23 protein-coding genes are annotated in these 20,650 nt (G+C 44.0%); 14 read left to right on the top strand and 9 right to left on the bottom strand.

The annotated features are described in order from the left end of the window. Positions 1-2: 2 nt before the first annotated feature. The 5 genes from B158_RS0105435 to rpsB form a co-directional block, all read right to left on the bottom strand. The gene (locus B158_RS0105435; RefSeq protein ID WP_018624348.1) at positions 3-725 is read right to left on the bottom strand and encodes an isoprenyl transferase; all 723 of its coding nucleotides are present in this window, start codon (positions 723-725) and stop codon (positions 3-5) included. Between the two features lie 87 nt (positions 726-812). Further along, positions 813-1,370 carry a ribosome recycling factor gene (frr, locus tag B158_RS0105430; protein ID WP_018624347.1) on the bottom strand — a complete coding sequence of 186 codons (558 nt, stop codon included), beginning with the start codon at positions 1,368-1,370 and terminating at the stop codon, positions 813-815. Positions 1,371-1,472: 102 nt separating this feature from the next. Then, positions 1,473-2,189, bottom strand: coding sequence for a UMP kinase (gene pyrH / locus B158_RS0105425; RefSeq protein ID WP_018624346.1), 717 nt, complete (start codon positions 2,187-2,189; stop codon positions 1,473-1,475). A 60-nt stretch (positions 2,190-2,249) separates the two neighbouring features. Further along, positions 2,250-3,119 (bottom strand): translation elongation factor Ts, encoded by an 870-nt coding sequence (gene tsf / locus B158_RS0105420; protein WP_018624345.1) that lies wholly within the window; start codon positions 3,117-3,119, stop codon positions 2,250-2,252. Positions 3,120-3,226: 107 nt separating this feature from the next. Next, on the bottom strand, positions 3,227-3,961 hold the full coding sequence (rpsB, locus tag B158_RS0105415; RefSeq protein WP_018624344.1) for a 30S ribosomal protein S2: 735 nt from the start codon (positions 3,959-3,961) through the stop codon (positions 3,227-3,229). Positions 3,962-4,774: 813 nt separating this feature from the next. On the opposite strand from rpsB, the gene B158_RS0105405 reads away from it, so the two are divergent. The 12 genes from B158_RS0105405 (at position 4,775) to B158_RS0105350 (ending at position 15,459) form a co-directional block, all read left to right on the top strand. Then, on the top strand, positions 4,775-5,686 hold the full coding sequence (locus B158_RS0105405; protein ID WP_018624342.1) for an acyl-CoA desaturase: 912 nt from the start codon (positions 4,775-4,777) through the stop codon (positions 5,684-5,686). Positions 5,687-5,821: 135 nt separating this feature from the next. Beyond that, positions 5,822-6,256 carry a DUF3617 domain-containing protein gene (locus B158_RS0105400; protein WP_018624341.1) on the top strand — a complete coding sequence of 145 codons (435 nt, stop codon included), beginning with the start codon at positions 5,822-5,824 and terminating at the stop codon, positions 6,254-6,256. A 9-nt stretch (positions 6,257-6,265) separates the two neighbouring features. After that, positions 6,266-6,466, top strand: coding sequence for a hypothetical protein (locus tag B158_RS0105395; protein WP_018624340.1), 201 nt, complete (start codon positions 6,266-6,268; stop codon positions 6,464-6,466). Between the two features lie 38 nt (positions 6,467-6,504). After that, positions 6,505-6,951 carry a hypothetical protein gene (locus tag B158_RS0105390; RefSeq protein WP_018624339.1) on the top strand — a complete coding sequence of 149 codons (447 nt, stop codon included), beginning with the start codon at positions 6,505-6,507 and terminating at the stop codon, positions 6,949-6,951. 164 nt (positions 6,952-7,115) lie between these two features. Beyond that, complete coding sequence (gene map, locus B158_RS0105385; RefSeq protein WP_018624338.1) at positions 7,116-7,952, top strand: type I methionyl aminopeptidase; 837 nt, start codon at positions 7,116-7,118, stop codon at positions 7,950-7,952. A gap of 3 nt (positions 7,953-7,955) precedes the next feature. Then, positions 7,956-10,604 (top strand): [protein-PII] uridylyltransferase, encoded by a 2,649-nt coding sequence (glnD, locus tag B158_RS0105380; protein WP_018624337.1) that lies wholly within the window; start codon positions 7,956-7,958, stop codon positions 10,602-10,604. A gap of 35 nt (positions 10,605-10,639) precedes the next feature. Next, the gene (gene dapD, locus B158_RS0105375) at positions 10,640-11,464 is read left to right on the top strand and encodes a 2,3,4,5-tetrahydropyridine-2,6-dicarboxylate N-succinyltransferase (protein ID WP_018624336.1); all 825 of its coding nucleotides are present in this window, start codon (positions 10,640-10,642) and stop codon (positions 11,462-11,464) included. Between the two features lie 11 nt (positions 11,465-11,475). After that, positions 11,476-11,841, top strand: a complete 366-nt coding sequence (locus B158_RS0105370; protein WP_018624335.1) for a Spx/MgsR family RNA polymerase-binding regulatory protein — start codon at positions 11,476-11,478, stop codon at positions 11,839-11,841. 12 nt (positions 11,842-11,853) lie between these two features. Next, entirely contained in the window at positions 11,854-12,999 is a 1,146-nt protein-coding gene (dapE, locus tag B158_RS0105365) for a succinyl-diaminopimelate desuccinylase (protein ID WP_018624334.1), read from the top strand. 21 nt (positions 13,000-13,020) lie between these two features. Next, entirely contained in the window at positions 13,021-13,731 is a 711-nt protein-coding gene (locus B158_RS0105360; RefSeq protein ID WP_026309257.1) for a M15 family metallopeptidase, read from the top strand. A gap of 32 nt (positions 13,732-13,763) precedes the next feature. Then, complete coding sequence (locus tag B158_RS0105355) at positions 13,764-14,024, top strand: hypothetical protein (protein ID WP_018624332.1); 261 nt, start codon at positions 13,764-13,766, stop codon at positions 14,022-14,024. A gap of 40 nt (positions 14,025-14,064) precedes the next feature. After that, the gene (locus B158_RS0105350) at positions 14,065-15,459 is read left to right on the top strand and encodes an SLC13 family permease (protein ID WP_018624331.1); all 1,395 of its coding nucleotides are present in this window, start codon (positions 14,065-14,067) and stop codon (positions 15,457-15,459) included. A 57-nt stretch (positions 15,460-15,516) separates the two neighbouring features. On the opposite strand, the gene B158_RS0105345 is transcribed toward B158_RS0105350, so the two are convergent. From B158_RS0105345 to B158_RS0105330, 4 genes are read right to left on the bottom strand one after another with little or no spacing between them, the layout of a single operon-like run. Beyond that, positions 15,517-16,257, bottom strand: a complete 741-nt coding sequence (locus B158_RS0105345; protein ID WP_018624330.1) for an enoyl-CoA hydratase — start codon at positions 16,255-16,257, stop codon at positions 15,517-15,519. 1 nt (position 16,258) lies between these two features. Then, entirely contained in the window at positions 16,259-16,960 is a 702-nt protein-coding gene (gene dnaQ, locus B158_RS0105340) for a DNA polymerase III subunit epsilon (RefSeq protein WP_018624329.1), read from the bottom strand. A gap of 17 nt (positions 16,961-16,977) precedes the next feature. Continuing rightward, on the bottom strand, positions 16,978-17,427 hold the full coding sequence (gene rnhA, locus B158_RS0105335; RefSeq protein WP_018624328.1) for a ribonuclease HI: 450 nt from the start codon (positions 17,425-17,427) through the stop codon (positions 16,978-16,980). Between the two features lie 12 nt (positions 17,428-17,439). Beyond that, positions 17,440-18,189, bottom strand: a complete 750-nt coding sequence (locus B158_RS0105330) for a methyltransferase domain-containing protein (RefSeq protein ID WP_018624327.1) — start codon at positions 18,187-18,189, stop codon at positions 17,440-17,442. Between the two features lie 57 nt (positions 18,190-18,246). On the opposite strand from B158_RS0105330, the gene gloB reads away from it, so the two are divergent. Together gloB and B158_RS12900 are read left to right on the top strand one after the other, a co-directional pair. Beyond that, complete coding sequence (gene gloB, locus B158_RS0105325; protein WP_018624326.1) at positions 18,247-19,047, top strand: hydroxyacylglutathione hydrolase; 801 nt, start codon at positions 18,247-18,249, stop codon at positions 19,045-19,047. A 30-nt stretch (positions 19,048-19,077) separates the two neighbouring features. After that, entirely contained in the window at positions 19,078-20,607 is a 1,530-nt protein-coding gene (locus B158_RS12900) for a lytic transglycosylase (protein WP_228127065.1), read from the top strand. Positions 20,608-20,650: the final 43 nt, after the last annotated feature.

The raw sequence follows: 20,650 nt of genomic DNA, 5'->3' as shown, positions 1-20,650 counted from the left end.
ATTTACCCTGTTACCTGTTCACCGGTTTTGCCAAAGCGTCTTTGTCTTTGTGCATAGTCAGCTAACGCTAACTTTAAGTGTTCACTATCAAAATCAGGCCACAGAGCATCACTGAAATAGAGCTCGGAATAGGCAGCCTGCCATAATAAAAAGTTACTGATCCGCTTTTCACCACCGGTTCTTATCAGCAAGTCAGGTTCAGGTGCATTGCCAGTAGCCAAAAACTTACTCAAGTTGTCTTCGGTAACCTCTTGACCGCTATTGATTAGCTTCTGACCAGCCTGCAATATATCCCAACGACCTCCGTAGTTAGCGGCAATATTTAGAACCAATCCATCGTTGTCAGCAGTCAGAGCTTCGGCCTTATCAATCGCTTTCCGCAACCCTTTATCAAAACCGTCTTTGTCGCCAATCACTTTCAGCTGGACATTATTTTTATTCAGTTTCTTTGACTCATTCTTGAGACTAGTTGCAAATAAATCCATCAGAAAACTGACTTCTTCAGGTGGGCGGTTCCAATTCTCGCTACTAAAAGCAAAAAGCGTGAGGTACTGAACCCCCAGCTCACCACAGGTTTCAGCCATTTCGCGAGCCCTTTCCATGCCAGCTTTATGGCCAAACACTCGCTTTTTGCCACGCGCCTGTGCCCAGCGACCATTACCATCCATTATAATGGCAATATGCTGGGGAAGCTTATCTGTAGTAGCTTTTTGCTTATCTGACACCCTGTTATATCCTAAATTTCAAAGACTTAAATACAAGAACGCCGCGAAGCATAAGCCCACGGCGTTCATGAAATAGCACTGAGGAAATTAAATTTCCATCAATTCTTTTTCTTTCTCCGCCAAAATATCATCAATACGCGCTACCTTGGCGTCTGTCAACTTCTGGATAAGGTCCTCTGCACGACGTAACTCGTCCTCAGAGATTTCCTTTTCTTTTTCTAATTCTTTCAATGAGTTATTTGCATCACGACGAATATTACGTACAGCAACTTTAGCGTTTTCAGCTTCGCCCTTAACCACTTTAATAAACTCTTTACGACGTTCTTCTGTCAGTGGTGGAAGCGTAATACGAAGTACCTGGCCTGCAACACTTGGCGTTAATCCTAAATCTGATTTCAGAATCGCTTTTTCAGTGTCTTCGATGGCACCTTTGTCGAAAATCTGCAACAACAAGGTACGGCCTTCCTGCACGCTGATGCTGGCAACCTGATTAATAGGTGTGTCAACACCATAATATGGCACCATAATGTGCTCAAGCAAACTAGGGTGGGCACGACCAGTACGAACCTTTGCCAAGTCACTTTTAAATGACTCAATGGTCTTATCCATACGCTGGTCAGCGTCTTTTTGAATGTCGTTAATCACAGAATATTCTCCTATTTTGCTTGTTTCTTATTAGCAAGGGCTATTATGCCCAATTTCGGGCTGGGATCAACGGCCGGTTAGTTCTCCGGACGTATGGTTCTATCAGGGATGAATCAATGTCCCTTCATTATGACCAAAAACTGCTTTTTCTAAAGCGCCGGCTTTAGTCATATCAAAAACACGAATATTTTTATTATGGTCACGAGCCAGACAGAATGCAGTCAAATCCATAACAGCAAGCTCTTTATCAAGAGCTTCTTTATAGCTTAACTGTTCATATCGAACAGCATTCTTATCTTTAGCTGGGTCTGCTGAATAGACGCCATCAACCTTGGTCGCTTTCAAAATTAAGTCTGCATCAATCTCAATTCCGCGCAAACAGGCAGCTGTATCTGTAGTAAAGAATGGATTGCCTGTACCGGCACAGAAGATGACAACACGGCCTTTCTCTAGAGCATTGATTGCTCCTCGACGTGAAAAACCCTGGCAAACACCATCGATAGGCATTGCCGATAAAACTTTCGCTGGCTGTCCAACACGCTCGAAAGCATCTTGTAGAGCCAGCGAATTCATTACTGTAGCCAGCATGCCCATGTGATCACCTGTCACACGGTTCATGCCAGCTTCGGATAGCTTCTGGCCACGGTAAATATTACCGCCACCGAGCACCACGCCAATCTGTATACCCTGCTCACTCAACCCCTTAATTTCTTTTGCCATACGCTCCAGAATCGAAGGGTCGATTCCAAACGCCTCCTGTCCCATTAGTGCTTCACCACTTAATTTCAACAAGATTCGCTTGTAAGCCGGGTTTGTCATGCGCGGTTCCTCTTTAACTATCGCGTCTATCGAGAACTGTTACTTTAAGCTAAACCTAGCTTACTTCTTGCCCATTTGAGCAGCAACTTCAGAAGCAAAGTCTTCTGATTTCTTCTCGATACCTTCACCCACTTCGAAACGAGTGAATGAAACAACTTCAGCGCCTTTAGATTTTACTAAAGCACCAACAGTTGTTGATGGATCTTTAACGAAGTTTTGACCTTCAAGAGTGATTTCACCAACGAATTTCTTGATACGGCCAACCATCATTTTCTCAACGATCTCTTCAGGCTTGCCTTCCATATCAGGTTGAGCTTTGATGATTTCTTTTTCTTTTTCAATAACTTCTGGAGCAACGTCATCAGCTTTGTTGAACTGTGGGTTACTTGCTGCAACGTGCATAGCCACGTCTTTTGCTAAGTCTTCGTCACCACCATTTACAGAAACTAGTACACCGATACGACCGCCGTGGATGTAAGCGCCTAAGTTGTCGCCTTCAACTTTAGTCACACGACGTACAGTGATGTTTTCACCGATTTTAGCAACCAGGTTAGCGCGAGCTTCTTCAACAGTTTCGCCTGATTCCATTGCTGTGCTGTTCAAAGTCTCGATATCGCCAATACCTTTTTCTAGCGCTAAATCAGTAACCGCGTTAGCAAACTTCAAGAAGTTTTCATCACGCGCAACGAAGTCAGTTTCTGAGTTGATTTCAACCAACACACCAACACCGCCGTTTGATTTTGCCATGATAACGCCTTCAGCAGCGATACGGCCTGCTTTTTTAGCCGCTTTCGCCTGACCTGATTTACGCATGTTATCAATCGCTAACTCGATATCGCCGTCAGCTTCAACTAGAGCTTTTTTACACTCCATCATGCCAGCGCCAGTGCGCTCACGTAATTCTTTAACTAATGCTGCAGTAATAGCCATGATTTCTCTCCGCATATCTTTCGTTGCTTAAATCCTGCAACGAATATCAGTAAATAATTCAAAAAAGGGGGCATCGCCCCCTTAGAAAAGCATTGTCAGCCCGTTGATTAAGCTTCTTCAGCCTCAACAAACTCGTCGCTTTGATCGGCAGTAGTAGCGCTGCTTTGCTTGCCGTCAAGAACCGCATCAGCAACCGCTGCGCAGTATAGACGAATGGCACGAATCGCATCATCGTTACCAGGAATGATGTAATCAACGCCTTTAGGGCTAGAGTTGGTATCAACAACAGCAACAACTGGAATACCCATTTTGTTAGCTTCTGCGATAGCAATGTTTTCGTGGTCAGCGTCAATCACGAACAATACGTCAGGCAAACCGCCCATGTTCTTGATACCACCGATAGAAGCTTCCAATTTCTCCATCTCACGACGACGCATTAAAGCTTCTTTCTTAGTCAAACGCTCGAAAGTACCGTCTTCAGACTGTTTTTCTAAGTCTTTCAAACGGTTAATAGAGCCACGAATCGTTTTGTAGTTAGTCAACATACCGCCCAACCAGCGCTTATCAACAAAGAACTGACCACAACGAGTCGCTTCTTCTTTAACGATATCGCTAGCAGCACGCTTAGTGCCAACAAACAGAATTTTACCTTTGTTAGAAGCAATTTTACCTAGGTAATTCAACGCGTCGTTGAACATAGGTACAGTTTCTTCAAGGTTGATGATGTGGATCTTGTTACGCGCACCAAAGATATATGGACGCATTTGAGGGTTCCAGAAACGGGTTTTGTGACCAAAATGCACGCCCGCCTGTAGCATGTCACGCATACTAACTTTAGACATAATAAATTCTCCGAATTTCGGGTTAAGCCTCCGCAAATCCCATTTCCCGACCCAGACCAGCTATATACTGGCTGAGCACCCCGGCAAATGTGTCGATTTGCGTGTGTAGTTTAAGTTTAGTGACTAGAAATCCATCAAAAATAGACGCACTTGCCAGCCACGGCGCGCTTTATACCATTTTTAAGGGGTTGAAGCAATTGTTTATGTTGTATTTCAGCCCAATGGGTATACGGAACAGCCGCCATTCTCGTTAGCAATTGTCCCTCCACCAAGTAGTTTGCACGTAGACTAGATATCAAAAGAAGGTCTATGGTGTATCTATTTATCTTTTCATTATTAGTAACAACATGCAGACTTGTTCTTACTACTCTAGTGAAATACACTTCAGAACAATAAATTCAGGGAACGATCAACACTATGTTTATATACCTGCTTGCTTTAATCATTCTGAGCATCATCTCCTTTATTGCCTCAGCCCGTATTTTAAAAAGCTATACAGAGCATTCTTCCCCCCTACATATTTTTGCTGGAACTATGATTTCAGTTATATGTACTGCAAGCATTATCTACATGATTTCTAACTCATATACTCAACACTCTTACAAAACCATTATCCAAATACTGTTTGTAAGCTTAATAATCCCATTTATAGTCACCGGCATCTTCGGACTCATAAAGAATATTACTAAGAAACAAGTGGTTACAAACTACATAATAGGAGGATACTTTTCAGTATGGTTGCTTCCCGTTGGATATATGCTTTTATGGGAGCCATTAAATAACTGGCTTCCTAATACACAGGAATAAAATTTCATGATGGAACCCGTCCTACGAGTCAACGGAAAGAATGCTAACCCCAATGAGGGTAACGTGGTAACTGATTGGCCCAAAGCCATTTGGAACCTTGGTATGATTCTGGCTTCAGTTGCATTGATACCTTTTTATACCACTTCCGGTTCAGTTCTGCTTTTTGTTGTATTGACCTACTTTACCCTACTAATTGGCCATAGCGCTGGTATGCATAGAATGATGATTCATCGGTCATTTAAAGCTATTAAACCCGTTGAGAGAGTTTTAATTTATATTGGTGTTTTAGTGGGTATGTCTGGGCCTTATGGCGTAATCAAGATTCATGACTTGCGAGATTGGGCGCAGCGCCAAAATAAGTGTCACGATTTTTTCTCTCACAAGAGATCTTATTGGCAAGACTTATGGTGGCAACTAACGTCACGCTTTAAGTTCACTCATCCTCCACTCCTTCAAATAGAAGATCATCTACAGAATGATCGCTTCTACCAATTTCTTGAGAAAACATGGCGTCTGCACCAGATACCGCTGGCCTTCATCCTTTATTACTTTGGTGGGTTGCCATTTGTGGTTTGGGGGATATTTGTAAGAGTTTCAGTAAGTGTCGTTGGGCACTGGACAATAACCTACTTTTGCCACAACCCCGGTCAGGGCAGGTGGAAAGTAAAAGGTGCCTATGTTCAGGCATCAAACTTACCGGGATTAGGGATTTTGACTTACGGAGAATGTTGGCATAACAACCATCACGCTTTTCCTGAATCAGCAAGAATTGGGATTGAGAAAGGCCAGTCAGATCCTACATGGCACTTTATAGAGTTTCTTAAAACTTTAGGCTGGGTCATTGAGGTTAAGCTTCCTCGCCCAGCTGAACTAAGAGAAGATTTACAGGAACAATCAAATAATAAATACCTCGAATGAAGAAAACTGCATTGCTTACAATCACTGGCTCAGGGTTCAAAGCTATATCTTTGAACTTTGAAATTCATTCCTGACACAACCGTGCAAATCGATTAAAGTAAGGCACTACAATTAACTTAAAGGAATATATATATCATGAAATATAAGGCGATTTTACTGGTTAGCATTATGCTGCCTACTTTAACTATGGCAAAGGGACTCGAGGTTGAACCAGGATTGTGGGAAACCAGTATGACCAGAACCGATCCCTTAAGTGGGCAGGAAGTCACCGATACCCAAAAAGAATGTATCGAGGAAAGGTATTTCGATCCTGAAGAGCTGACCAAAGATATGCAAGGTTGCAAACTGACTCAAAATGAACTTAAGGGCAATAAACTCAATTTCACTATGCATTGTGAAGATGCTGGAATGACATCTTCTGTCGCTGGCGAATATGAAGTTAACGGCGACAAAGGCAATGGTAAGATGGATTTTGTCATTATGGGAATGGGCCAAGAAATGAAACTCAGTATGAACTGGGAGTCAACGCGTCTTGGTGATTGTCCGAAAACCAAGCAAGATAAAAACTAAGAGGATTCCATGGAAAACAAGCAACTTGATCAAAACAACGATAATAAAGAACCACAAACCTTCGTTGGCGCCTTTATGGCAGTTGGCGTCGGTGTTGGCGCGGCCTTAGGCGTTGCCTTGGATAATATTGCGCTTGGGATACCAATTGGTATCGCAGTTGGCTTTGCCGTTGGCCTGGCGATAGATGCTAAGAACCGAAAATCTAAGTAAAGGTTTACTCACCAGGTCTGTAAAAAAGGGATGCCGCGTTGAATATTTTCGTAATTATTCGAGCAATCGATGAAGGCTTGAGTAAAAGGCAAGGGCTGGTCATAGCCATTCTTGCCGTTATACTTTCTGTATACCTTGTAATATCCGCTCCAGAAAGTAAGCAACCAAAGCTTCTATATATTCTTACAGGCTTTTGTATTCTTGTTTTCGTTGCCTGCCTTGTAGAAGGTCGAGCCAAAAAGTTTCTAGGAAGTGTTATGGCTCTAATATTCCTAGCTTTAGCTACTTTTATTATGGTTAACGTATTCTTCTCTTTGATTTTCTTTTATGAAACCAAGCCATACACAGTTCCAAAGATAGAAGCCATTATCTCAATTGCAATATCATTAGCCATTGCAATACCATCAATCAAATACATTTTTGCAGCTCAATTCGGCCTTAAGGGTATTGATAATCAGCAGGACGAGAATACAAAGAAGACGTAAGCCTACAGAATCAAAACCGCCAATTTAAACTGGCGGTTTTTACTATCCAGTTTCCCTTGTTTCCTACAATTCGTTAGAATAGACCGCAAATTACGAGTTACCGTTTCAGCTTTCACTAACCCCTTGAATAGTAAGGCTTTGTGAGAGCACCATTTGGGCAGAAGATGACGATTACTATTAAAACTCCTGAAGAAATTGAAAAAATGCGCGTTGCCGGACGTCTGGCTGCGGAAGTATTGGAAATGATCGGTGAGCACGTTAAGAAAGGCGTGACCACAGAAGAGCTGAATGACATCTGTCATGAGCATATCGTTAAGGTGCAAGGTTGCTACCCTGCGCCTTTGTATTATGGTGGCTCACCCTACCCTGTTTCCTTGGGTGAAGACGGCCAACCAACGGCTCCTGTGCGCAATGGCGGCTTCCCCAAATCAGTCTGCACTTCCGTCAATGATGTGGTATGCCATGGCATTCCAAGCAAAAAACCTTTACGCAATGGGGATATTGTTAATATTGATGTGACCGTGATTAAAGACGGCTATCACGGCGACACCAGCAAGATGTTTGTTGTCGGAGAACCAACCCCACAAGCTAAAAAATTAATCGACACCACCCAAGAAGCGCTTTATCTGGCCATCGACATGGTTAAACCTGGCGTGCGTTTGGGTGATATCGGTGCTGCAATTCAGAAATATGCCGAAGGCAAAGGCTATTCCATCGTGCGCGAGTATTGTGGACATGGAATTGGCGCGACCTTCCATGAAGAACCTCAGGTAACTCATTATGGTCGTCCTGGTACTGGCGTTGAGCTTAAAGAAGGCATGACCTTTACCATTGAGCCAATGGTTAATGCTGGTAAACGCTTCGTTAAGCATCATAAAAAAGATGGCTGGACAGTCATGACCAAAGACAAGTCATTGTCAGCGCAATGGGAACATACTTTACTGGTTACCGCTGACGGCGTTGAGGTGTTAACTCGTCGCAGCGAAGAGCCTTTCAAATAAATCGTGGCCAGTCCTGACAAATACAATTATCTACCGAAAGCAGCAGAGCTATTTAAAGGAAGCGATGCCAGCGACCCATTAGCACGCCTTAAAAGCTATAAAGGTTACTTACAGGCTGGTCTTGATGCCTTAGTAAAGCAATTCAAGAAAGGCACCAGTATCAACCAGCTTCTGAAAGCTCGCAGTGCTTTGCTCGATCATATCCTAATTTCCAGTTGGCAGCAGTTTCAGGTTAATGGCCATTCGGCTTTGGTCGCAGTAGGTGGCTATGGCCGAGAAGAGCTGCAGCCCTATTCTGATCTCGACATCCTGGTTCTATTAAATGAGGACTCAAATTCTGAGCACACTCAGGAGCTGGAATCATGGCTGGCTTTCCTCTGGGACATTGGCCTGGAAGTGGGGCACAGCGTCAGAACAGTCAGCCAATGCGAAGAGCTTGCTCGTACCGATATCTCAGTGGCGACCAACCTGATTGAGTCACGATTCCTGTGCGGTGAAAATAACCTGTTTAAGGATCTGCTCAAAGTTATCAAATCAGACACTTTCTGGCCCTCTGAGCAATTTTTTAGAGCCAAGGTCAGCGAGCAACGAGCTCGTCATGCTAAGTTCAAGGACACTTCCTTTAACCTTGAGCCCAATATCAAATCTAATCCGGGCGGACTGCGTGACTTGCAGGTCATGCAGTGGATCACGCTCAAGCATTTTAAAACCAGCAGTCTGCATGATCTGATTGCCCATGGCATTTTCACTCGACGCGAATATAAAAGTCTGATTAATCATCAGCAATACTTAAACCGTGTTCGCTTTGCATTACACGTGCTGTGTGACAAACGTGAAGATCGGCTGTTATTCGAGCATCAGAAAAAAGTCGCAGAGTGGCTTGGATACGAAGATGACGATCATAAGCTTGCGGTTGAGCATATGATGCAACGTTATTATCGCGCTGTAATGTCGATTCGAAATTTGAACGAACTGTTTATTCAGGTTTTTGAACAGGAGCATTTACGTCCGGATGAACGCCAGAAAGTCATAGACCTGGATGATGATTTCTATATCTACAAAGGTCGCATTGGCGCCAACGATCCGGATTTGTTTTATAAAAAGCCTCACTGCCTGATCAAAATCTTCCGCCATATTTCACTGCATCCTGAGATTCAGGAAATCGAAGCTCGTACGTTGCGGATCATTCGCTCGAGTCAGCAAATCGTTAATGAGCAATATCGAAACGACCCGATAAACATCAGCTTCTTCAAAGAGTTTTTATCCACTAAGCAATTGACCAGTCGCGGCTTTGCCCTGATGAAGCGAACCAATATTCTTGGCTCGCTGATTCCTCTTTTTGCCAAGATTGAAGGTCAGATGCAGTTTGACTTATTTCATGCCTACACGGTTGATGAGCATACTCTGTTTTTACTGCGCCACATTATTCGTTACAACAAACCAGAGTTTCAGCAGGAATTCCCTCTGTGCAGTAAGATTATGAAAACTCTGGTCGATCCTACCCCGCTTTATCTGGCCGCCATTTTTCATGATATTGGCAAAGGTCGCGGTGGTGATCACTCTGAACTTGGGGCTATTGACGCACTTGAATACACACAAAGTATCGGACTTGAGCCACACATTTGCGAACTGGTGTCATGGCTGGTCAAAAACCACTTGATTATGTCATTGGTAGCCCAACGCAAAGATATCAGCGATCCAAACATCATTGAAACCTTTGCCAAGCAAATTCCTTCGATTTTGCACCTTGAGCTACTGTATGTATTAACGGTTTCAGATATTCGCGCAACCAATCCAACTCTATGGAATTCCTGGAAAGAGTCGCTGCTTAAGGAGTTATTTTTAGCTACAAAGCAATATCTGACTCAATCTACACCTCGAGCTAACCAAAGTGAAATGGTGCAAGATACTCGTCAGCAAGTACTGGAGCAGTTTGGTAAGGTTGGCGATTCAATTGAGCCTATTCGAGAATTGCTTGAAGAGCTCGGTGATGAATATTTATTGCGTTACCACCCTGAGCAGATTATCTGGCAGACCGAACAGTTAATGTCGCAACCTGAACTTCCTTACGTTGCAATTAAGAATCACCGCTCACAGGCTGGTACCGAAGTATTTATCGCGATTGAAGATCAGCGTGACCTGTTTGCCGCGATTACTGCCCTGCTTAGTCAGAATCACCTGAATATTCAGGCAGCCACTTTATACACCTCGCCGAAAGGTCTATGCCTGGATACTTTCATTGTTCTTGATGAACAAGGCCACCCTCTTTCCTATGAGCGACGTATTCAGGAAATTCGTGACAATTTAATTGATGGTCTGTCCGACCTTGAGAACCGTAGACTTGATGTGACTCGAGCCGTGCCAAGCCGCCTGAAACATTTCAATGTAAAAACTCGTATAGCCTTTAGTTATGACGAAAAATCCAATCTGACCACATTGGAAATTACCGCTTTGGATCGTCCGGCACTTTTGGCAAAATTGGGACAGGCCTTTATGGACTGCGAGCTAAAAGTCCACTCGGCCAAGATTGTGACTCTGGGTGAGCGAGTTGAAGATACCTTTACCCTGAGTCGTCGTAATAACCAGCCTCTAAAAGATAAGGCTGAGCTCAAACAAGTTAAACAGAAAATATTAGAAGCCATTGCTGGCTAACTGATAAACCTTTTGATTGTATAAAGAGAAATCCTATGTCATTACAAACTACTATTGAACAAGCTTTTGAAAACCGCGATCAATTATCGCCAGCATCAGCACCGCAAGAAGTTAAAGAAGCCGTAAGCGAAGCACTGAATCTGCTCGACTCAGGCAAGGCCCGTGTTGCTGAAAAGATTGATGGCGACTGGGTAGTACACCAATGGCTAAAAAAAGCAGTGCTTTTATCATTTCGTTTGAATGACAACAAAGTCATTGATACTGGTCTTGCTCAGTTCTATGACAAGGTTCCGATGAAATATCAGAACATGACTGAAGAAGAATTCAAGGCAGGTGGCACACGAGTCGTTCCGCATGCCATTGCCCGTCATGGCTCTTTTATCGCAAAAAATGTTGTCTTAATGCCTAGCTACACCAACATAGGTGCATACATCGATGAAGGCGCCATGATTGACACCTGGGCAACTGTCGGCTCATGTGCGCAAATCGGTAAGAATGTACATCTGTCTGGAGGAGCAGGTATTGGTGGCGTTCTAGAGCCTTTGCAGGCTGGGCCAACCATTATTGAAGATAACTGCTTTATAGGCGCACGCTCCGAAGTTGTTGAAGGCGTTATTGTTGAGGAAGGCTCCGTACTTTCGATGGGCGTTTTCCTGGGTCAAAGCACCAAAATTTATAACCGCCTGACCGATGAAGTGACTTATGGTCGCGTACCGGCTGGCTCAGTAGTTGTACCAGGCAGTCTACCGTCAGATTGTGGAAAATATAACCTGAACTGCGCGGTTATCGTGAAGCAGGTGGATGCTAAAACTCGTGCTAAAACCAGCATCAACGATCTGTTACGCATGGATAAATTTTAAGGGGCCTGCTTATGAGTCAGACTATCAAAATCTATGGCATTCCAAATTGTGATACTGTGCGTAAAGCGGTTAAATGGTTAGAAGCTAACGATATTAACCATGAGTTTATCGACTATCGTAAGAATCCTTTACCTCGAAAAGAGATTGAAAGCTGGGACAAGGCTATTGGTTGGGAAACTTTTTTGAATAAACGCAGCACTGCCTGGAAGCCACTGGAGCAATCTGTAAAAGATAATATTGATCGTGACTCTGCACTTGAGCTGATGCTGGATAAAGTCACTCTTATCAAGCGCCCAGTATTAGTGTTAAAGGATGGTAACAAACTTGATGTTCATCTGGGTTTTAAACCCGAACAATATCAAGCGATTTTTAATTAACGAGACAGTTCTATGAGCGAAACGCTGGCACTTAGTAAAGACCTGATCAATCGTCCATCCGTAACGCCGGAAGATGCTGGTTGTCAGCAAATGATGATGCAATATCTTGAAGCTCTTGGTTTTAAGAATGAGATCATGAACTTTGAAGATACCAGCAACTTCTGGTCATTACGCCACGGACGAACCGAAGGTCCAGTTTTTGTTTTTGCAGGCCACACCGATGTAGTTCCTGCCGGGCCATTAGAAAATTGGCACACTCCTCCCTTTGAAGCCACCGAAAAAGAAGGCTATCTGTATGGGCGTGGTGCCTCTGATATGAAGTCCAGCTTGGCTGCGATGCTGGTCGCAACTAAACGTTTCGTTAAGGATTACCCAGAACACATTGGCTCGATTGGTTTTCTAATCACCAGCGATGAAGAAGGTCCTTTTATCAATGGCACTGTGCGCGTTGTTGAAGAGTTGATGAAGAGAAACCAGCCGCTTGATTACTGCGTGGTTGGAGAGCCGTCCAGTAGCGAACAGTTTGGTGATGTCATAAAAAATGGACGGCGTGGTTCATTAACTGGATTCTTAACCATCAAAGGCACTCAGGGGCACGTCGCTTATCCGCATCTGGCAGATAATGCTATTCATAAATCGCTCAAGGCACTGGATGAGTTGGCACATACGGAGTGGGATCAGGGTAATCAGTTCTTCCCGGCAACCAGTTTCCAGATTGCGATCATTAAAGCCGGTACTGCTGGTAATGTAATCCCGGGCGAAAAATACGTTGAATTCAATTTCCGATATTCCACAGAAACCACTCACCAGGAGTTACAACAAAAAGTTGTTGCCGTACTTGATAAATATAATCTTGAGTACGACCTTAACTGGAAACTCAATGGCGAACCTTTTTTAACGGATCACGGTCACTTGCTGACAGCAGCTCGTAATGCTATCAGGGCAGTATGCCAGATCAACACAGCGCCACTAACAACTGGCGGTACTTCTGATGGCCGCTTTATAGCTAAAACCGGTGCAGAAATTGTAGAAATTGGTCCGGTCAATAAAACCATTCATCAAATCAACGAGTGCGTAAAGATTGAAGACCTCGATAAACTCACTGAAGTCTATTATCAAATTCTGGTAGAGTTATTGGCAACGCCAAAGACTTTATAATTAACAACCCAAAGGCTCCTTATGCACTCTTCTATGATGACAGCGGAACAGATTATCGGCATTAATCAGGATCATCTGTTGCATATCGCTGACAACAGCGAATTGCTGGGCCAAAAGTTTCAATGTCATCACGAAGCATTGGTGCCTATTGCAAAACTCATTCGACGTTCCGAGCAGGATGGCATTCCGATACGTATCGTTAGCAGCTACCGATCGTTTGAACATCAGCTTGCTATCTGGAACAAAAAATATTATCAGGAAGTCACCCTCAATCTTCGCGATGGCTCAACGGTCAACTCTCAGGATCTTGATGGACAGGAGCGAGTGAATGCCATACTTCACTATTCAGCGTTACCTGGAGCCAGTCGACACCACTGGGGAACTGATTTCGATGTATTTGACGCAAGTGCAATTGACATGGGGCATGACGTCGAACTCACCGAACAGGAGTTTGCAAAACAAGGCCCATGTGCCAGTCTTAACGATTGGCTAGAAGACCATTTAAGTGAGTACCAGTTTTTCAAACCTTATGCACAGGATATTGGTGGCGTAGCCTGCGAGCCATGGCATATCAGTTATCAGCCGATTGCTGATAAAGCACTGAAAGAATTTCCCCTCGAGCTTTTAAGACAGACATTAGAACAATCTGACCTAGGCGGCAAACAGTTCATCATGCCCAAGCTTGATGCTCTTGTGCATAAGTATGTTATGAATATCTGCAAGGCCGAGTAGTTATAGAAACAACTAACCAAGCGAGGTACAGGATGTTAAAAGCATTAGCGGTAACCTTTATCATTTTTGCCATACTGTTTTCTGGCATCATAGCTCTGAAACGCTCGGCCAGTCACTGGAAGGTTCCGAAAGGTGTTAAGCCACAGCCATACGGTAATGATCGCCAGGAGAATGATGACAAAACGGATGAGGATGATTCAAGTAATGACCACCACAAAGAAACACCTCAATTAACTGATCAATCCAAAACACCAAACAACGAACATAATACTGAAACAAAAAACAAAGAATAAACTTCAGTCAACTCGCTTAACTAAATGGGGGCGTTAAGCAATGCAACAACAGTTACGACCTATTGCTTTATTTTTCGGGCCAGCACTTGCCGCTCTGGTTTACTTTCTAATGAGCAGCTCTGGCTTTACCCACCCAGCTTCAATTACCGCAGCGATCGCTTCACTCTGCGCAATCTGGTGGATTTTTGAGCCTATCCCTATTCCGGCAACCTCATTAATTCCTATCGCTGCTTTTCCAGCATTCGATGTTCTTAGTGCCAAGCAGGTTGCAGAAGCCTATGGCCATTGGCTGATACTGTTACTGATGGGTGGCTTTATCCTTTCCACGGCCCTGGAAAAAAGCGGTACGCATAAAAGACTGGCACTGGGAATGATTCGATTAGTCGGGTCACATTCGGAAAAGCGAATAGTGTTCGGTTTTATGGTAGCAAGTGCCGCTCTAAGCATGTGGATTTCGAACACAGCCACCACATTGATGCTATTACCCGTTGCAATGGCCATCATCCAGTGTGGGCCGGACAATGAGAACACCCGAAAATTTGCCATAGCCCTGTTACTCGGTCTAGGCTATGCCGCCAATATTGGCGGTGTCGGTACTCCGATAGGAACACCTCCCAATCTGCTATTTATGAACTTCTACGCGCAAGCGACCGGGGAAGTCATCAGCTTTATCGACTGGATGATGTGGGCTCTACCTATTGTTATTTTGTTTGTACCTCTAATGTGGCTATGGCTGACACGTAAACTCAAGGCACACCAGAGCTATGACTTGCCCCCAGTAGGCAAGTGGCGTCCCGAAGAAAAGCGTACCATGGCGGTGTTTACAGTAGTCGCCCTTCTGTGGATTTCCCGTACTGGGCCGTTTGGCGGCTGGAGCGAATTGCTTGGACTTGAGCATGCAAACGATGCCTCAGTTGCTCTACTTGGGGTTATTGCCATGTTTATGATCCCTAATGGAAAAGGCTGCAAGCTTCTAGACTGGGAGACAGCCAACAGGATCCCGTGGGGAGTCTTGCTACTATTTGCTGGTGGGATTGCCATTGCCTCAGCGTTCACCGCTTCAGGACTTAGCGAAATCATCGGCAACTCTATGGGCTTCCTGACTAGTTTACCGCCACTATTGTTGATAGTGTCAATTTGCCTGATCGTTACTTTTATTACCGAACTGACAAGCAATACAGCAACTGCAGCATTACTAATGCCAATACTGGCAGCAGCAGGAGTTGCAGCTGACATGGACCCTGCTATTTTAATGTTCCCTGCAGCAATTAGCGCCAGTTGCGCCTTCATGTTGCCAGTGGCAACAGGACCCAATGCAGTGATTTTTTCCAGCAACAAATTAAGTGTAGAACTGATGGTTAGAAATGGTTTTATTTTGAACCTGATTGGAGCGGGAATTATTACCTTGGTGGTTTACTTCCTGGTTGGCCATTAATAACTCAAACCTATAAAAAAACGGACCTGAAGTCCGTTTTTTTTATAGGACTTAAAACTACTTTTCTAGAAACTTTTTGAAAATAGCTTTTGCTTCGTCACTTTTCAGTAACTCAGAGAAACTTCTGGCCTCGCGTTCAATAGCCTGTCCAACCATACTGGCGTTCGAACGAATCAATTGGCGACTTACCTGCAATGCATGAGCTGGTTTTCTTGCCAGTTTTTCAGCCTTCTCCTGTGCAAACTGCCAATAGCTTTCTGCATCGACAACATCGTTAATAACACCTAATTCTTTTGCTTTTGATGCATCGAATGGCTCTGCTAGCAACAGCAACTCTGCTGCTCTGACATAACCAATCTGGCGTGGCAACAAATAACTGGAGCCAGCTTCAGGACACAGCCCTAAGTCAACAAAAGGCAAACTGAAATATGTCTGTTCAGTGGCATAGACCAAATCACAATGCAGCAAGAAAGTTGTACCAATGCCAACTGCAGGTCCTGAAACAGCGGCCACAATAGGTTTATTAAAACTGTATAGCTCTTTAAGAAAAGACAAAACCGGACTCCCACTATCAAGAACCGGCTGTTCAAGAAAATCAGCAATGTCGTTACCGGCACAGAAACAATCTTTTGCCCCTTTAAACAACACTACATGAATATCTGAATTGGACTTTGCTTCAGCAAACTCTTTAGTTAATGCGGTATACATATCTGAAGTTAAGGCGTTCTTTTTATCGGCTCTGCTTAACTCTATATGCAGTACTTTATTTTCAATATGGCTTGATACAAATTCTGACATTCTACCCTTCCTGTTGATTCCAGATGGCATTATTAAGTGATTCCAGCTTCTTCAAATGCGCTTCAGCTTCTTGCTCGCTGGCTTTTATGACTTTCAGCGGCTGTCGGTTGCTGGAAATACGTCGAATGGTTGTTTCCGCAGTTTGTTGATTTGCTGCGTTCTGACGCCCCAAGGTTAGGCTGGTTTGACCGCCGGTCATTCTCAAATAAACATCGGCCAGAATTTCAGAATCCAGCAATGCTCCGTGTAACTCGCGGTGACTATTATCAATATCATAGCGCTTACACAGCGCATCCAAACTGTTTCGCTGTCCCGGATGCATTTGCCTGGCCAGCACCAATGTATCCAGCACCGTACAATAATCAGAAAGTTTCCCTTTGCTGCTATCAAGTAAATTTAATTCATGGTCAAGAAAACCAACATCAAAAGGCGCGTTATGGATAACCAGCTCAGCACCTTCGATAAACTCCAGAAACTCATCCACAACATCAACAAATCTCGGTTTATCAGCCAAGAATTCGTTCGTGATGCCGTGAACTTCAATGGCGCCCTCATCAATCTCTCGATCAGGCTGTAGATATTGATGGTAGTGATTACCTGTGAATTTTCGGTTAACAAGCTCTACACAACCAATTTCAATAATTCGATGGCCATCAGAGGGCTCAAGACCCGTAGTTTCTGTATCTAAAACGATCTGTCTCATATCAGTAATCTTCTCGATTAAACGCCTGCTGTCCGCAGCACTTTTTCTACGCCCTTGTTAGCAAGTTCATCTGCAATTTCATTTTCTGCATGACCACTGTGCCCTTTGACCCAGTGCCAGCTTACCTGATGCCGTGCAACCTGCTGATCCAGTTCCTGCCATAAATCCTGATTCTTAACCGGCTTCTTATTAGCAGTCTTCCAGCCTTTAGCTTTCCAGTTTTCCAGCCACTGATTAATACCATTTTTGACATACACCGAGTCGGTCGTCAGATCAACCTGGCATTTTCCCTTTAAGGCCTTCAAAGCCTCGATTGCGGCCATCAACTCCATTCGGTTGTTTGTTGTATTTAACTCACCACCGAACAGATGCTTCTCATGCTTACCATAGCGTAATAGTGCGCCCCATCCACCAGGGCCTGGATTGCCCTTACAGGCTCCGTCAGTATAAATTTCTACTTTTTTCACAAATTCGTTCTTCTAGTTGTTTATTTGATCAAGTTGTTTGGTTGATATATTTGCCAGTTTGCCAGCCATTGCCACTGACAGATTTTCTTCCAGCGGCCTGATAGGTGTCATTGTAGAGACCTTTTTCTGCACCTTGACCATATAGGCAATAGGCGCAGACATCCACGCCTTACTCATCTGACTTTTGCGCTGAAAACTCTTAAAGCCTCGCCACCATGGGCAGCCAATGGTTTCGACTTCTATTGTTTTAAAGCCCAACAAATTGAACCAATCCGTATAACGACTCAGTGTATAACGATGAAGCGGCAAGTTACGTCGCTTATGCGCAAGGCGTAGTTTTCCCTGCCAGTACCAAGGATTATCCGGAGCATAAATCAGGGCATACAAATACCCTTGCGGAGCCAGACTACGATGTATTTCGCCTAATAACACACTTGGGTTTTCGGTGTATTCAAGCGCATGACTGATTACCACGCTTTGCAAAGAGTCAGTCATAAAAGGTAATTGTTCAGGATCTGCCTCAACACAATGCTCCAGGCTTTTGCCCAGCCTGATTTCATGCTCAAAGACATTATCCGGAAGGCTAAGGCATTGAGTCAGACTATCCAGAGTTAACAGATAACCGCCATGATACTCTTCAAGGTGACTTTGTAACCACTCCTGCCAGATATAACGAATCCGATTACCGGCAGGTAATTCTGGCCAACTGAGTTCTGACAGCTTTATGGTCATGGCTAATTCATCGTTCGAAGGACTGGGCACGGCAAGTTGCCAGTCACTGGTCGGTTATGTACATTAGGGGTCATGCTAACCTGACAAATGAACTCAAGCAAGCCAGTGCGTATTATTCCTTTAAAAGCTTTCAGTGATAACTATATATGGGTGATATTTTCCCCTGACGGCAAGCAGGTATCGGTAGTTGACCCAGGTGACAGCCGCCCAGTTATTGAGTTCCTTGAGGATAACAACCTCAAGCTCAATAGCATCCTCATCACTCACTACCATAATGACCATATTGGCGGTGTTCAGAAGCTTAAAGATCGTTATCACTGCCATGTCTACGCGTCACGACATGACAAACTCAGATTTACCGATACCGAGCTTGATGAAGGCGATCAAATCAGTTTGTTTGATAATACTTACCAGTTTTCGGTCCTTCATCTGCCCGGCCACACCATGGGTCATATCGGCTACTTTGGACAAAACCTTGATGGACAGAACCTGATATTCTGTGGCGATACGCTATTTCGGGCCGGTTGTGGGCGAATGTTTGAGGGTACTCCTGAGATTTTTTATAACACGCTTCAGAAGCTGGCGCAGCTTCCTGCCAATACTCTGGTTTATTGCACGCATGAATATACTTTGGCCAATATTGCTTTTGCCAAAACGGTAGAGCCGGATAACTCTGAACTGTTGGCATTGGAAGAAAAATGCCAACAGTTAAGGGAAAAGGATCTGGAAACTCTGCCCTCTACTATTGAAAGCGAACTGAATACCAACCCCTTTTTACGCTGCTCGAAAGCGACTGTGATCCAGGCCGCAGAAAAGGCCACCCATAAAAGTCTCTCTGATCCTGTGGAAACTTTTGCTACAATCAGACGACTAAAAGATAATTTTTAATAAATATAAATGCCTATGAAGCGCTTGCTATTGATAAGTTGTTTGGGTTTAACGGCCTGTAGTACCCTTGTAAAACAAGAAGATACAGTCAATGACCCTCGTTTTGATAATCCACAGACGACCGAGGATGGAAGCCCGTTACCCGCTCCTGAGCTGGATAACAACAATCCATTATTACTGTCAGATTCAGAGGTTGCACCTTTTGTTCCTAACTTATGGGAACACCTGGCCAGCGAACAAAGTTTTGCCAATGTCCAGCACCCACGCATTGATGCCTTTAGAGAACAATACCTTAAGAGCCCACATCTGCTTCTAAAGCGCGCAGATAAAGCGGCGCCCTACCTGTACTACATCATTACTGAACTTGAGAACCGTAATATGCCTGTCGAGTTAGCTTTTACCCCTATGGTAGAAAGTAATTTCGATCCCTTGGCACACTCAGTCGTTCAGGCTGCTGGAATGTGGCAGTTTATGCCTAAAACAGCGAAGGGCTTTGGTATCACAATCGATGAATGGTACGACGGCCGCCGTGACATTGTAGCGTCTACCCATGCCGCATTAGATTACTACCAGTATCTTAACAAAATGTTTGATGGAGATTGGTTACTGACTGTTGCCGCTTACAATGTAGGTCCGGGTAATGTGATGAAGGCCATTCGTGCCAATAAGCGCCAAGGCAAACCAACCGACTATTGGTCACTTAAACTACCTAAAGAAACCATGCGCCATATACCAAAGTGGTTGGCACTGTCGGATATTTTCCTGAATGCGCCTAAATACCAGGTTGATTTACCCTTAATCGATAACCAGCCGGCCTTTGTTGAGGTAGAAGTTGATGCTCCAGCAAACTTAATGGAGCTGGCTAAGATTGCACAAATTGACAAAGATACTTTTTATCGCCTGAACCCTGCCTATAACCGTTTGTTCGTACCTGAACACCATAAAAAGGCGACTATTTTGGTCCCTGTGGAAACAGTGGACCATTTCAACCAGGGGCTTCTAGAAATTGATCCCAAGCAGCTGATGGCTTCAGTAAGCTATAAAGTGAAATCTGGAGATAACCTGAGTCTTATCGCTAAGCGACATAATACTTCGGTTAAAACCATTAAGCAGTTAAATGGGCTTAAATCGGATTTTCTAAAAATCGGTCAGGAATTAAAAATGCCCGGCATTATCAATGCCACTGAGTATGAAAAAAACTTCTTTGCAACATTGAGCAAAAACCAGCAGCGACGTCGCTATCAGGTATATAACGTGCGCTCCGGTGATAGTCTGTGGACCATTGCCAAAAAGTTTGGGGTGAGTACACGGCAACTGGCTAACTGGAATGGAATTGCTCAAAACAGCACCATTCGTATCGGCCAGAAGTTAAAAGTTTGGCCTCGCGGTTATGCCAATTATGCATCGAACAAAAGCTCATACCAGGTCAAAAGTGGAGACTCGTTGTACACCATTGCTCGACGCTTCAACGTCAAGGTCAGTGATTTAACCAAATGGAATGGCTTAAAAAATGCCTCTTTAATCAAACCGGGACAGACGCTGACAATTTACAGCAAATAGTTAAGCGGTCTTCTACAAAAGCCATTACGGATTGGCGAATAGA

The organism is Kangiella aquimarina DSM 16071, assembly GCF_000374105.1.
GTDB lineage: Bacteria > Pseudomonadota > Gammaproteobacteria > Enterobacterales > Kangiellaceae > Kangiella > Kangiella aquimarina.
This window is presented reverse-complemented; position numbering and strand designations above follow the sequence as displayed.